Origin of the sequence: Micavibrio aeruginosavorus, from assembly GCF_051245535.1 — a bacterium.
Lineage (GTDB): Bacteria > Pseudomonadota > Alphaproteobacteria > Micavibrionales > Micavibrionaceae > Micavibrio > Micavibrio aeruginosavorus_D.
Map to the genome: position 1 here is coordinate 1,280,549 of NZ_CP195303.1, position 12,975 is coordinate 1,293,523.

At 52.9% G+C, this 12,975-nt stretch carries 16 protein-coding genes; 6 read left to right on the forward strand and 10 right to left on the reverse strand.

What is annotated here, in order from left to right; all coding sequences use genetic code 11:
- Nucleotides 1-29 precede the first annotated feature (29 nt).
- Nucleotides 30-758, forward strand: coding sequence for a type VI secretion system-associated protein TagO (locus ACSC94_RS06170; RefSeq protein ID WP_435639974.1), 729 nt, complete (start codon nucleotides 30-32; stop codon nucleotides 756-758).
- A gap of 100 nt (nucleotides 759-858) precedes the next feature.
- Here ACSC94_RS06170 and recA read toward each other — a convergent pair whose 3' ends face one another.
- On the reverse strand, nucleotides 859-2,025 hold the full coding sequence (gene recA / locus ACSC94_RS06175) for a recombinase RecA (RefSeq protein WP_435639975.1): 1,167 nt from the start codon (nucleotides 2,023-2,025) through the stop codon (nucleotides 859-861).
- A gap of 173 nt (nucleotides 2,026-2,198) precedes the next feature.
- On the reverse strand, nucleotides 2,199-2,663 hold the full coding sequence (locus ACSC94_RS06180; protein WP_435639976.1) for a hypothetical protein: 465 nt from the start codon (nucleotides 2,661-2,663) through the stop codon (nucleotides 2,199-2,201).
- Between the two features lie 199 nt (nucleotides 2,664-2,862).
- Here ACSC94_RS06180 and ACSC94_RS06185 point away from each other — a divergent pair, with 199 nt between their 5' ends.
- A complete protein-coding gene (locus ACSC94_RS06185; RefSeq protein WP_435639977.1) occupies nucleotides 2,863-3,516 on the forward strand; it encodes a DUF882 domain-containing protein in 654 nt (217 codons plus the stop codon).
- Between the two features lie 9 nt (nucleotides 3,517-3,525).
- Here the strand turns inward: ACSC94_RS06185 and ACSC94_RS06190 are convergent, their stop codons facing one another.
- The 5 genes from ACSC94_RS06190 to fliQ all read right to left on the reverse strand — a co-directional run bounded on the left by ACSC94_RS06190 (nucleotide 3,526) and on the right by fliQ (nucleotide 8,923).
- Nucleotides 3,526-6,063 carry an ATP-binding protein gene (locus tag ACSC94_RS06190; protein ID WP_435639978.1) on the reverse strand — a complete coding sequence of 846 codons (2,538 nt, stop codon included), beginning with the start codon at nucleotides 6,061-6,063 and terminating at the stop codon, nucleotides 3,526-3,528.
- 86 nt (nucleotides 6,064-6,149) lie between these two features.
- On the reverse strand, nucleotides 6,150-6,722 hold the full coding sequence (locus ACSC94_RS06195; protein WP_435639979.1) for a hypothetical protein: 573 nt from the start codon (nucleotides 6,720-6,722) through the stop codon (nucleotides 6,150-6,152).
- 79 nt (nucleotides 6,723-6,801) lie between these two features.
- On the reverse strand, nucleotides 6,802-7,872 hold the full coding sequence (gene flhB / locus ACSC94_RS06200; protein ID WP_435639980.1) for a flagellar biosynthesis protein FlhB: 1,071 nt from the start codon (nucleotides 7,870-7,872) through the stop codon (nucleotides 6,802-6,804).
- 6 nt (nucleotides 7,873-7,878) lie between these two features.
- The gene (fliR, locus tag ACSC94_RS06205; protein ID WP_435639981.1) at nucleotides 7,879-8,655 is read right to left on the reverse strand and encodes a flagellar biosynthetic protein FliR; all 777 of its coding nucleotides are present in this window, start codon (nucleotides 8,653-8,655) and stop codon (nucleotides 7,879-7,881) included.
- Nucleotide 8,656: 1 nt separating this feature from the next.
- Nucleotides 8,657-8,923, reverse strand: coding sequence for a flagellar biosynthesis protein FliQ (gene fliQ / locus ACSC94_RS06210; protein ID WP_435639982.1), 267 nt, complete (start codon nucleotides 8,921-8,923; stop codon nucleotides 8,657-8,659).
- Nucleotides 8,924-9,921: 998 nt separating this feature from the next.
- Here fliQ and ACSC94_RS06215 point away from each other — a divergent pair.
- From ACSC94_RS06215 to ACSC94_RS06225, 3 genes are all read left to right on the forward strand, one after another.
- Nucleotides 9,922-10,305, forward strand: coding sequence for a hypothetical protein (locus tag ACSC94_RS06215; RefSeq protein WP_435639983.1), 384 nt, complete (start codon nucleotides 9,922-9,924; stop codon nucleotides 10,303-10,305).
- 31 nt (nucleotides 10,306-10,336) lie between these two features.
- The gene (locus tag ACSC94_RS06220) at nucleotides 10,337-10,597 is read left to right on the forward strand and encodes a hypothetical protein (RefSeq protein WP_435639984.1); all 261 of its coding nucleotides are present in this window, start codon (nucleotides 10,337-10,339) and stop codon (nucleotides 10,595-10,597) included.
- A gap of 151 nt (nucleotides 10,598-10,748) precedes the next feature.
- Complete coding sequence (locus tag ACSC94_RS06225) at nucleotides 10,749-11,069, forward strand: hypothetical protein (protein WP_435639985.1); 321 nt, start codon at nucleotides 10,749-10,751, stop codon at nucleotides 11,067-11,069.
- A 112-nt stretch (nucleotides 11,070-11,181) separates the two neighbouring features.
- On the opposite strand, the gene ACSC94_RS06230 is transcribed toward ACSC94_RS06225, so the two are convergent.
- From ACSC94_RS06230 to flgB, 3 genes are all read right to left on the reverse strand, one after another.
- Nucleotides 11,182-11,469, reverse strand: coding sequence for a flagellar hook-basal body complex protein FliE (locus tag ACSC94_RS06230; protein WP_435642157.1), 288 nt, complete (start codon nucleotides 11,467-11,469; stop codon nucleotides 11,182-11,184).
- Between the two features lie 93 nt (nucleotides 11,470-11,562).
- Nucleotides 11,563-11,982 (reverse strand): flagellar basal body rod protein FlgC, encoded by a 420-nt coding sequence (flgC, locus tag ACSC94_RS06235; RefSeq protein ID WP_435639986.1) that lies wholly within the window; start codon nucleotides 11,980-11,982, stop codon nucleotides 11,563-11,565.
- Nucleotides 11,983-12,022: 40 nt separating this feature from the next.
- The gene (flgB, locus tag ACSC94_RS06240) at nucleotides 12,023-12,433 is read right to left on the reverse strand and encodes a flagellar basal body rod protein FlgB (RefSeq protein ID WP_435639987.1); all 411 of its coding nucleotides are present in this window, start codon (nucleotides 12,431-12,433) and stop codon (nucleotides 12,023-12,025) included.
- Between the two features lie 65 nt (nucleotides 12,434-12,498).
- Between flgB and ACSC94_RS06245 the strand changes: the two genes are divergently transcribed.
- Complete coding sequence (locus ACSC94_RS06245) at nucleotides 12,499-12,888, forward strand: EscU/YscU/HrcU family type III secretion system export apparatus switch protein (protein WP_435639988.1); 390 nt, start codon at nucleotides 12,499-12,501, stop codon at nucleotides 12,886-12,888.
- The last annotated feature ends 87 nt before the right edge of the window (nucleotides 12,889-12,975 follow it).

Below are 12,975 nucleotides of genomic sequence, written 5' to 3' on the forward strand. Positions count from 1 at the left end.
ACGTTCGGAATATAGAACGGAGGATTGGTGTGACATTTTTTCGGACTCTGACATTGGCGCTGTGCGCCGGCTGCGCGTTTGGTTTTTCTGGCCCGTCTTATGCAAGCGGCACCGCCGCCGCAACGCCCCCGGCAGAGGTAGAGGCCGTTCCCGCAAAACCAGAAACGCCCATTGATGTTGCCAATGAAATGGCGCGGCGTTTGCGCGCGTGTAAGGACATTCAACTGTCGATGACGCGCCTGCGCTGCTATGACGACACGTTGGCTGATTATAATTTACAGAGCCTGACGCTGGCCGATCTGGGGCAGGAAATCGGCAAGTGGGATATTATCAACGAAAAATCCAGTATCTCTGGCCGCCACAATATTATGCTCAGCCTGAAAGCCAATGCGCCGATCATGACGCAGAAAGAAGGCAATGTCTGGCCAACGCTGGTCATGCGATGCCGCGACGGACAGACGGAATCCTATCTGGTGTTCCATATCGACCTTGCCGACAAAACCAAAACCACCCGCCCCCGCACCGCCATTACAACGCGGTTTGATGCCGGGCAACCCACCACTGTAAACTGGGATTTGTCGCTGGATAATCTGGGGGCCTTTGCCCCCGACGCGAACGCGATGATTGAAACCGCGTTGAAGAGCGAGCGTTTATACACGCAAGTCACCCCACCGACGAAAAGCATGATTGAATCTACATTTGATCTGCGCGGGCTGGACAAGGCGATTGTGCCGCTGAAAAAGGCGTGCGCGCAGTAACCCACACCGTGCCAGTAACGTGAATAAGAAAAAGCCCGCCGGGGGAGATCGGCGGGCTTCTTTTCCTTGGTGCTGAAACCAAACTTTTATTCAAACTGGATTAGCTTGCCTTACGGCCACGCTTCGGTGCGGCATCATCATCGGACGCATCAACGACATCGTTCACGGCATCCATGGTGGCATCGGAAGCCTCTTCCGCACTGTCCGGCCCGACCAGCATGGCATCAGCCACAACACCGGCCTTGGTACGGATTTCGTTTTCCAGCTTTGCGGCCACTTCCAGATTGTCACGCATGAATTGCTTGGCGTTTTCACGGCCCTGCCCGATGCGTTGCCCGTCATAGGAGAACCAGGCGCCGGATTTTTCGACCAGATTGCCCTGAACACCCAGATCAATCAGCTCGCCCATCTTGGAGATGCCTTCGCCGAACATGATGTCAAATTCCACCTGACGGAACGGTGGGGCCATTTTGTTTTTCACGACCTTCACGCGCGTCTGGTTTCCGACCGGGTTTTCCTTGTCCTTGATCGTGCCAATACGGCGAATATCCAGACGGACGGACGCATAGAATTTCAGCGCGTTCCCGCCCGTTGTTGTTTCCGGCGAACCAAACATCACACCGATTTTCATACGGATCTGGTTGATGAAAATGACGATGGTGCGGGACCGGGAAATGGAACCCGTGATTTTACGCAAGGCCTGTGACATCAGGCGGGCTTGCAAGCCAACGTGCGTGTCACCCATTTCACCTTCCAGTTCCGCACGCGGAACCAGCGCAGCCACCGAGTCAATCACCAGAACATCCAGCGCACCGGAGCGCACCAGCGTATCGGCAATTTCCAAAGCCTGTTCGCCCGTATCCGGTTGGGAGATCAAAAGATTGTCGATATCAACGCCCAGTTTCTTGGCGTAAGACGGGTCCAGCGCATGTTCGGCGTCAACGATGGCGCAGGTGCCGCCCGCTTTTTGTGCTTCGGCAATAACCTGCAGTGCCAATGTGGTTTTACCCGAGGATTCCGGACCGAACACTTCGATCACGCGGCCACGCGGCAAACCGCCAATACCCAGCGCGATATCCAGCCCCAGCGAACCGGTCGAAATCGTTTCCACCTGCATCGGGTTGTTGTCACCCGTCAGTTTCATAATCGAACCCTTGCCAAAAGCACGTTCGATTTGGGCCAGAGCGGCATCCAGTGCCTTCGTTTTTTCGGCGTTGCTGCGTTGTTCCATTGCGGTATCTGCCTTGTTCATAGAAGTGACGGTCATTTGATATCCCCTGATTTTGCATGGTCGGACTGGGTTTGCAACGCAAGTCCCGGTCGTTTTCGATTCTGTCCTCTGATTGCAACTGTACCGCATTTGTTCTCTTTGTAAAGCGCAAAAGAGAACAAAATAAAAACATTTGAGGATAAGGGGAATTTATATTCTAATTCAATGAATTAGATGGCACGCAGCGCCGCAAACGCCGTCCGGGTCGATTGCCACATGTCCGCAGCCCCACGGCACGTGACCCGCCAGCCCAGCGCCAGCGCCCGCACAGAATCGGCCCGCGACCGATCGGCGGAGGGGCGGATAAAATCCGCATAATTTTCGACCAGAACAGGCGGGCGCACAGCCGCGGCAAAACTGCTGCGCAATGCTTTAGACCCCGGCAAAATCGGAATAGCCGCATACAGCCCGGTCAACGCAACCAGCACCGTACTGCCCCCCGGAACGGGAAGCGGTGTTGTCAGACAAACCAGATAGGTCATAAAGAAAGGATACAGCCACGGGCGTTTTTTCGTGCCATCGCGCACCATGCCCGACAGGCTTTCGGCCAGCGCCGCGCTGCGCAGGCTGTTCCGCCCCCAGAAAGACAGCCGGTTAAAACGGGCTGTCAGGCTTTCATCATACGCAGATCCCATTCATTGCCCCTGCCCCCATACGCCATTGTTTTTCACGCCTTATTCTTTGTGTTTTCTGGCGTTTTGTTGCATCCAGTCTACACAAAAAAACAGGGTGTTAGAAGCGGGAGCAAGAGCCGCATCAAAAACTTGCATTATTTTCCATAGCTTTGTACGGTCAGGGCTATAATAAGCAGCCTGATATAAAGAGGGTTTGGCGATGACCGGTGCACAATCAAACATACACAAAAACATGGTCCGTGTGGCCAGCACCCTGACGCTCGGTTGCGCCCTGGCCTTTAACAGCGCCAGCGCCGCCCCGGCGGAACAATCCCTGCACCTGCACAATGTCCATACCAAGGAATCGATCAACGTCGTTTACAAACGCAACGGGCAATATGTTCCCGCGGCATTGACGCAGATCAATGTCTTGTTGCGCGATCACCGCGCCCATGGACCAGAGGCCGTCCACCCGATCAATCCGCGCACGCTGGACCGCCTGTATGACATCGGCCAGAAAGCAAAACGAAATTACCCGCACATCAAACTGGAATTCGTCATCAATTCGGGCCACCGCCTGTCCGCATCGAATGAAATGCTGCGCAAGGCCAGCCGTGAACGCGCCAAACATCTGAAGCCCGGGCAGGATGACGGCGGCCCGGCAAAAAGTTCGGCCCACACCCGCGGCAACGCCATTGATTTCAGCATCCCGGGCCTGCCCACCACAACCGCACGCGATCTGGCGTGGTGTACGGGGTCCGGCGGTGTCGGGTATTACAAGAATGATGGCATGGTGCATATTGACGCAGAACGCAAACGCTTCTGGCCTGCCAACTGGAACCCGGCGCATGTCAATTGCGAGAAGTTTAAATAAAGAGAAGGCCTATTCCTCTAACGCTTCCTTCACCTTCGCCGCCAGTTGTTTCAGCGTGAACGGTTTCGGCAGGAACCATATATTTTCGCCCATATGTTCCTTCAACTTCTCCTCCGTATAGCCGGAGACGAAGATGATTTTCAGGATTGGGTTTTCCTGACGCAGACGACGGGCCAAGGTTGGGCCATCCATATTCGGCATGATCACATCGGTCACCACCAGATCGACCGGCATGGTACCGCCATGCTTTTCCTTTAAGGATTCGATGACAGCCAATGCCGCCTCGCCGCTTTCGGCATCCAGAACCTCGTACCCCTTGTTGGTCAACGCGCGGGTGGAGAAGGTGCGCACGGCGTCTTCGTCTTCGACCAGCAGAATGCGCGCGGTCCCGGTCAGGTCGCGGGTGGTATCTTCCTCAATATCCTTGCTGTGGTCGTCATGTTCGATTTCCGTATCGGACAGGCGCGGCAGATAGATGGTGAAGGTCGTCCCCTCACCCACAACGCTGTCTATCCCTAAATACCCGCCCGTTTGCCGCACGATCCCGTAAACGGTGGCCAGCCCCAGACCGGTGCCCTGCCCCACTTCCTTCGTGGTGAAGAACGGCTCAAGAATACGCGCCATGTTTTCCAGCGGAATACCGCAACCCGTATCCGTCACCGCAATCGCCACCCAATCGCCCGCAGGCATTTCATCGGTGCCGCACGTCATCGGCGCATCGTTGCGGAAGGCGCGTGTTTCAACGGTCAACTGCCCGCCACCATCCATGGCATCGCGCGCGTTCACGGCCAAGTTGATCAGAACCTGTTCCATCTGGCCCACATCGACGCGCACCAGACCGAGGTCGGAACCATGCACGACATCCAGATCAATATTCGCGCCAATCAAGCGGCGCAGCAGATGTGAAATTTCCGTGAGAATATCGGTGATATCCTGCACCTTCGGGCGCAAGGTTTGCTGCCGCGAAAACGCCAGCAACTGGCGCACGAGGTTCGCGGCGCGGTTGGCGTTTTGCTTGATCTGCATGATGTCCGAGAAGGACGGATCGCCCGGCTTGTGTCGCAACAACAACAGGTCACAGAACCCGATCATCGCGGTCAGCAGGTTATTAAAATCGTGTGCGACGCCGCCGGCCAGTTGCCCGATGGCCTGCATCTTCTGCGATTGCACGAATTGCGCTTCCAGCGCTTTCTGGCGGCTGAGGTCAATAAAGTGCAAAACCACGCCGTCACTGCCCCGGAAACGGCGCGCGAACATTTGCGTGGTGACATTGCCCTCAAGCCCGAGAAGCGTAACCTCCATCGGTGCGGGCATGGCGGCCACACCCTTTTGCGGGGCATGGACGATTTTATCCAGCGCATCCATCACGGCGGCGCGATCATCTTCGTGGATCAGCCCTTCGAAATGGCGGCCTTCGAATGTTTCCACCTGACCATCCAGCATGGAGGCCAACGCATGGTTCACATCACCCAGAACGCCATCGGCATTCAACATGGCAATACCCAGCGGCGCTTCTTCGAAGAACCGCTGGAAGCGATCTTCGGAGGCCTTCAATGCCTGCTTCATCGCACGTTCTGCCGTCAGGTCGTGAACAACGCCCCGCGTCCGCACCGCGCCATCGGCTTCGTTCACCACGGCTTGGGAAATCGACGCGGTGAAGGTCTTGCCCGCCGGGCCCTTCATCAGCAATTCAACAACCTGCTTCGCCCCGCCCCCTTCGACGACATCATAGGGATGCGCATCACGCGGCGGTTGGTCCAGATAGGTATGCAAATGCCCATGCGCCAGCAGGTTTTCGATATCTTCACCCAACCAGCGGGCCAATGTCGCATTCACGAACACAAATTGCCCGGTTTCATCGACGGAGAAGAACCCCACCGGGGCATTGTCGGTAAAGTCGATCAGCTTTTCACGCTCTTCCCGCACGGCGCGGTCATTGGCGCGTTGTTCGCTGATGTCATCGATCCGCCAGTGGATATAGCCCGCCCACCCGGCAATCGGCTGCGCCGTGACGATAAACCAGTAATCGGAATCACCGCGCACGCTGTGCAGTTCGATGGAATCCGTCAGACCACGATGCGCCTGATCCGCCAGAAGACGGAAATGCATGGCCGCTTCGTCGTCATCGCTGAAAAATTGTGCCAGGGTTTGCAAATTCGGTGCGCCGATACCGTCGCACAATTCGCCGAAACGCTGGTTGAAATAAACGCTGTTATCCGCGCCATCGGTGATCAGGCGCGCGCCACGGCTGCCCTCTAGAACTTCACGCAGGAGCGCGCGTTCTTTTTCCTGTTTCGTGTGCAGCTTGAACCCGCGCTGCATCAAAAACGCCACGCCCGTGGCCAGCAGGAAGACCGCCCCGGCGACCGCAACACTTTCACGCGGCACATCCATAAACATGGCCACCCCCGTACACACGGCGGCATAGGCCACAACCGCGCCCGAGGCCATCAATAAACGGCGACGAGGGTTTGGTGCGGAGGTTTCCGCCACGCCTTGGGCGGAACGGTGATGACGGGCAATAAATTCAGAATGATCGGTGCGCATAGTTCAAAGAATATGCCATATCGAACAAGGCATTAACAGGGGGAAATGGGTTTATCCCCCTGTTCAAAAATCATACAAAGCCGTGATTATGGTGCTGGCGGCGTTTGGGGTGGCTTTTGCGATTGTACCGCCGAACGATGCTTGTGCTCCGCCGCTAGAATCACATTTATCGGTGAGCCCATATCGTATTTATCGTCCCGATCACAATATTCCGCGTGCAGACGCAGGCGACGATTTTCCCATTCTGTGGCCAGCGGGGATTGAACGCTCTTCAAAAACTCAACGACAAAGAACGCCCCACGCCCCAGATCGCTTTTATATGCGATGTCGTCTTGTTGCGGGTTTAATGCAAAGGAAACTTTTTCGCCAATGACGTTAGCATTGATAATGCTGGCCGCATTCCACTTCGCATAGACGGTCAGTTTTTCATCCAATGTCAGTTTGCTGGCTTTCTTTCCGCTGTCCGGCAACAGGTCCAAAAACTGGTCCAGCGCCTGCCCAAATTTTTCAATCGCACGGGCGATTGGCAGGCATTTCGCGTAAGACAACCACTCGGCCTCATCATTGCGGTCCGATAAACAATTCGGGATCGGCAAATCAAGGGCGGCAATATTATAAGTACGGTTCAAATGCGTTGCGCTTGGCGGAAAAATAGACATAGAAAATCTCCTTGTATCCCTCCTTGCTAAAGGAAAACCCCAAGGGGTGCAAACATTCCCCGCCCGGGCGGCCAAGTCCTTATTTCAACTTGCCCTTTTGACGGAAGACGAAGGAGATAATCTCGGCCACGGCCTTGTAATGTTCAGCCGGAATCACCTGATCCACCTCAACCGTATCGTACAGGCTGCGCGCCAATGGCGGATTTTCGTGGATGGTGATTTTGTGTTCCTTGGCCATTTCACGGATGCGCAAAGCGACCTGATCCATCCCCTTGGCCACGCACAACGGCGCCTCCATCGTGTCCGGGTCGTATTGCAAGGCCACGGCAAAGTGGGTCGGGTTGGTGATAACCACATCGGCCTTGGGCACGTTGGCCATCATGCGCTGGCGCGCTTTCTCCGCACGCAATTGGCGCAATTTCGCCTTGACCATCGGGTCCCCTTCGGTCTGGCGGTATTCGTCTTTCAATTCCTGCTTCGACATGCGCAGTTTTTTCATGTGGTCCTGCCGCTGGTACACCACATCAATGACGGTCAGAACGACCAGCGCCATCAGCACGCCCATCATCAGGCGGATAATCAAATCTTCGGTTTCGTGCATGATGCTGGACATGTCCAGCCCGACCGTATGTTCGACACTCTCATAAAACGGCATTAACAAAACCGTGCCAACCGCACCGACAATGCCGAATTTCAAAAGCCCTTTGAAAAACTCCATCAACGACCGCTTGGAAAACAGGCGCTGGAATCCCTTTTTGATGGAAATTTTACTGATGTCCGGCTTGATCACTTCCGGCGCGATCAGCGGCCCCACCTGAATAAACCCGCCAATAAAGGCCACAAACATAAAAGCCACCAGCGGCACGCCGATGACCCCCATCACCATCCAGAATGAATCACCCAGCAGCGATGAAATCATTCCCGGCCCGCTCAGCATCTGGCCGGACAATTCGATATAGGACCGCAAATCGATGGTCAGTTTTTCCATGATCGGCCCGGCGAAGGCCATAATCATAATGGTTCCGGCCAATAACATGACGAAGTTATTGACCTCGCGGCTCATCGGAACCTGACCGCGTCGCCTGGCATCCTCCAATTTTTTCTGGGAGGGGTCTTCCGTTTTAGAGGTATCGTCGTCTTCATCCGACATCGGGGTTTATCCTCCCGCGGCCGTGAGGAAGAACACCATGCCCTCCTCAAACTGATGCAGCCAGAACAACATGCCCGCCGACAGAACCAGCGCGAGCGTCATCAGGGAAATCAAAATCTGCACCGGAATGGCAATCATAAAAACCTGAATCTGCGGCATCAGGCGCGACAGAACACCCATGCCGATATAAATCATCAAACCCACGACGATGAACGGGGCCGAGACCTGCACACCGATGCGGAAGCTGGCCGACAACGCCTGCCCCACCATGTCGGCCATGCTGCCCACATCGGGCAAAGATCCGATCGGGAACATATTGTATGAATCCGCAACCCCCATGATCAGCAGATGATGCAGGTTGGTGCTGAAAATCAAAACCATGCCCATGACGGACAGGAACGCCCCAATAATCGACCCCTGCGTCGAAAATGCCGGGTTGAACAATTGCGCGTTGCCCAGACCGGATTGCATCGACATGATCATACCCGCCGTATCCAGCGCCGCCATCAGGATGCGTGATACCGTGCCAATAAACATGCCAATGATAAATTCCATGACGATCAAACTGAGCAGCATGGTCGTGCCCGGCATCGGGTCAGGCAGATGGGGCGCCACAACCGGGGCCATGACCAGCGACAAGGCCAGCGCCAGATGCAGGCGCACGTTCTGCGGTGTGAATGAATCCCCAAGGCCCGGCATAATCATCATCGCCGTCCCGACCCGTACGAAGATCAGGATAAAGGCAAACACGCCCGTCGTGATGAAATGCTGGAGTGTTTCCATCTTACTGAATCGCGATCATGCGATCCGCCAGAGTTTCCATGAAAGCCGCCAGCGCCGTCGCCATACCCGGCAGGAAAATAAACAGCGCAACGAAGATCGCCAGAATTTTTGGAACGAAGACCAACGTGATCTCCTGAATCTGGGTCAGGGCCTGAACCAGCGCGATCGAGACGCCGACAACCAACCCGACCATAAGCGTCGGGGTGCTGAGCTCGATGGTCAGCATGATGGCTTCACGGGCAACTTCGATGATTTCTTCTTCGTTCATGATTCAATTATACGGGATAGCCCCGCCCGCGCGATACCCGTTTTCGGGGTGAATACGATTATCCTCTGGAAAAACCAGCACTTTTTGGTTGACAAAGAGGGGATTTTATAGGAATATAGTCCTTAGTCACCACCCCCTTGCTACCACTCTCCAACACAGCCCGCAAGGAGGGAGGGGGCAAGATATTACCCACTAACTGGCCAAACGAATATTAAGAATTAAAAGCGAACCCGCACCCTCCCCGCTGGCTCGGTTTTTATTACCTACCAGACAGGGCCGAAATAGGCCTTCTTACTATGATAGATCGTGGACCAAGATATTGGGCCTTGGAAACAGAGGATCGATAGGTATATGGGGCCACTCGTGTCCTTCCGCACAGGTTCACTTTTAGCATTATCATTCCGATGGCCATACGCAACCAAAAGATTCTTTCATTGACCAAACAACTGTGAGTTACTAGAGTTCCTGTAGATTGACCCTTTGATGTCAATTTGGGGCTTTACAACCCCTTACATAGACGACTTAACGCAGTTGTATTGCGTTGCCTTCAGTACTTTCGGGGCTGGGTGGCAATGTCATGTCCAAGCGCAAGCTAAAAGCATTGCGCCGTTCTCTATGTAGCGGTTGTAAACACCCAGCCACCAGAAGGAATTCTGGTGGTTGTTTTCAATTTACGATTTGGGAATGACATATCCATGAAGAAAAACCTTAAAGTTTTTTCAGTAGCTTCTATCTCGATTCTTATTGCCTTTGCGTCTTCGGCGTTTGCAAAGGAAACGATTCTTTTAGAAACAGATTGAGGTACAACAAAAAATACTTTCACAATACACAGAAAGCAACGGGTGGTGCGATGATGAGCGAAAATATCCTAAAAAGGGACAAATCGTTGTTTTTTGGTCTCAGGACGAAGGTGGGCGCTGTAATGTTCTAAACTTTATGAGCATGGACGAGAGCGGAAAACTGATTATTATTGAGCACATTAAAGTGAAGGAGTGAACATGAGTGACTATAAGAAAAACGAACTCATTGCATACATCATTAAAGACCATTCTCTATGCAGAGCTTGTGCCAGAAGGATAACAAAAAAACTTAATGGGGACCGTGATCAATATGGAGTTCCCCTTAATGACAAAAGAATAAAAAGAATTTTATTCAATTCTGAATGTCCCAGCGAGATTGATTACAAAGACGGCGGAGATAACCTAGAATGCCAGTCCTGCCATGAAATAATCATGGAGCACAAATCAACCAGACCAAAGCCACCATCATTTTGGGGAAGCACCATCAAGATGGTGTTTTATATATTTGGTGGATTTATTCTTCTTATAGTATGGGCCTTATATAAAGAACTCAGAAGTTCTGATAAGAATCGTTATTATTAAGCTGTTTGAAAATAGAAAAAGGAAATTTTATATGGACTTCCAGCACTTCGTAGTAATTCATCAAAATTTTCTAGATGAGGCTAAAAACGTTTTGCATGATCATTATAAACACAACATATTAAAACAACCCATCCCCAATTTATGCGAAATAAAAACGGATTTAGACGCTAAAAAACTTCACGATGAAATCAGGGGGATTCTGAATCGTGAAAAAATAGAAACATTTTTTACAGTCATCAATGAATCTGATTATTTTGGGTCTTCAACGTCTGGGTTCAGCGCAACACTATAGTACTCGCCATCCTCAGAGAAATATCATTTTCCTCCGGGGTATTCCAGCAAATCAAATAACCAAAGGGGCAGATTAAATTGAACTTTTGTAACCGGCGCAGTAGCTTTTCAATTTAACCTAACCCCTTTGGTGTTAAATTGAGATATAAAAAATGACAATCCAGCCCTTTATAGACTCCAGAATCATTTGGCCCATTGGTCTATATTGGGCGGTTGTTCTCATTCATGAATTGAAATGGGTTTGCTTCCTGCCGGTTCCGAATATTTTTTTTCCGTGCTTTTACTACGCAAAGGGAATCACAGGCTTTCTTGCGCTGCTGCTTGTCGGCATCATCGCAATTATGATTGTGCGTGCATTTTTCAAAAGCAAAAAAGCCGCGGCCTATGCCTTGCTGGCTCATCTGGTCATTGCAACCCTTGCAACACCCTACACACTCGAATCCGTTGAGTTGTTTGTCTGGTCATGGCGATAAAAGGTGGAAAAATCACAAATGCAAAATTCCAATGGATGTTTTGATTGAAACCACCCCAACAAAAAACCCGGGCCAAATGGTCCCGGGTTTTTTGTTCGTTGTGGCAAACACCTTAAATCGGCATCCGCATAATTTCCTGATACGCGTTGATCATCCGGTCACGAACGGCCACGACGGATTGCAGGGTCAGTTCGGCGGCGGTGACGGCTTCGACCACGTCGGCCAGACCGGCTTTGCCCATAATGGCCTGGGCCTGCACCGTTTCGGCGTTTTTCATGGTGGCGATGGATTCGGTTGCGCCCTTTTCGATCAAGGAGCCAAAAGACACCGCGCCATCTTCGGCGGCCACACCGGCACCGGATGCGGTTTTCGCCATGTTGGCGTAGGCGTTGGCGGCCATTGCGGGACTTGCGACTGAATTAACCATGGACTTAAACCTTTTTGTTACACCCTGTCATTATACCACGTTTTGGGCCGTTTCCATCAATATGGATTAACGGCGCAGCAAATCAATCGTTTGCATCATCATGGACCGGGATTGTTCGATCATCCCCAGATTGGCCTCGTATGACCGTTGGGCTTCGCGCATATCCATCATTTCCACGATCGGGTCGATGTTCGGCATTTTCACATAGCCGGTATCGTCCGCCGCCGGGTGGTCCGGCTGGTATTTCATGATGAACGGCGTGCGGTCATCTTCGCCAATTTTGGACACTTCCACCATTTCGGCGCCATTGGCACGATCCAGTTCATTTTTGAACGTAATCGTTTGGCGGCGATAAGGGTCGGCCCCCGGCGTCAGCCCGGTGGAGTCAGAGTTGGCCATGTTTTCGGCCACCACGCGCACGCGCGTGCTTTGAGCCCGCATGCCTGCGGCGGAAACCGATAACGCTGTGAACATATCATCTGCCATTTTAAACCCCTTTTATTCCTTGTTCTGCTGCTCTTATTTCTTATCGGCCAACGCCCAGTGCGGTGCGGATCATGCCGACATTTTTCTGATACATGCTGGTCATCAAATTGTAATCGATCTGGTTTTTGTTCGCGTTGACCATCTGTTCTTCCAACACGACGGCATCGCCCGTCGGTGATACGTCATAGACTTTTTTCATTTCCGGGTTGCGCGGCTTGGCCACTTCGTTCGGGGCCGGCATGTGGCGCGGGTCGGTGGTGACCGGGCGCACCACGTTTTCCTTGCTCACGTTTTTCAAGACGGTGCCGAAATCAACCTTTTCCAGGTCGTGCGGGCGGTAACCCGGCGTGTCGGCGTTGGCCACGTTTTGGGACAAAATCTTCTGGCGCTGGTCCAGATAGTTCATTTTTGCGCCGAGGGCTTTGAATAAACCTATATTTTGTGTTGTCATGGCGTTTGGGCCTTTTGTTCGTTTAAACCGTACCAACCGCTAAAAGCTTTGCAGGATCTGTGCCAATGGCCGATTACACCGAAAATGGCGGGAAAAAGCCCGGGGGCGACCCACTCAAGCCACTGAATTTAAAAGAAAAAATAAATAAACGCGCGGCCGCCGTGGCGATTTCCGCCACGGGCGAACCCGGGGATATGCCGACCATTTCTGCCGCCGGACGGGGCAAAATTGCCGAGCAAATATTACAGCTCGCCTTCGCCAACGGCGTCCGCGTGCGTGAAGACAGCGCCCTGGCCGAAATGCTGGTGGCGCTGGAAGTCGACAGCCCCATCCCCACCGAAGCCATTATGGCCGTGGCGGAAGTGCTGTGTTATGTCTATCGCGCCAACGGGGAACCAAACCCCTTTGACACGATTCTGCAGGAGTCAGAGCAAGAACCGGGCCAAGACGATTAAGGCCCGCTTCCGCACCGCAATGCAGATTTTCTGTAAAATAATAAAATCCCCCTTGTCCATAATCCCGCTTTTCTGCTTATGTGTCCC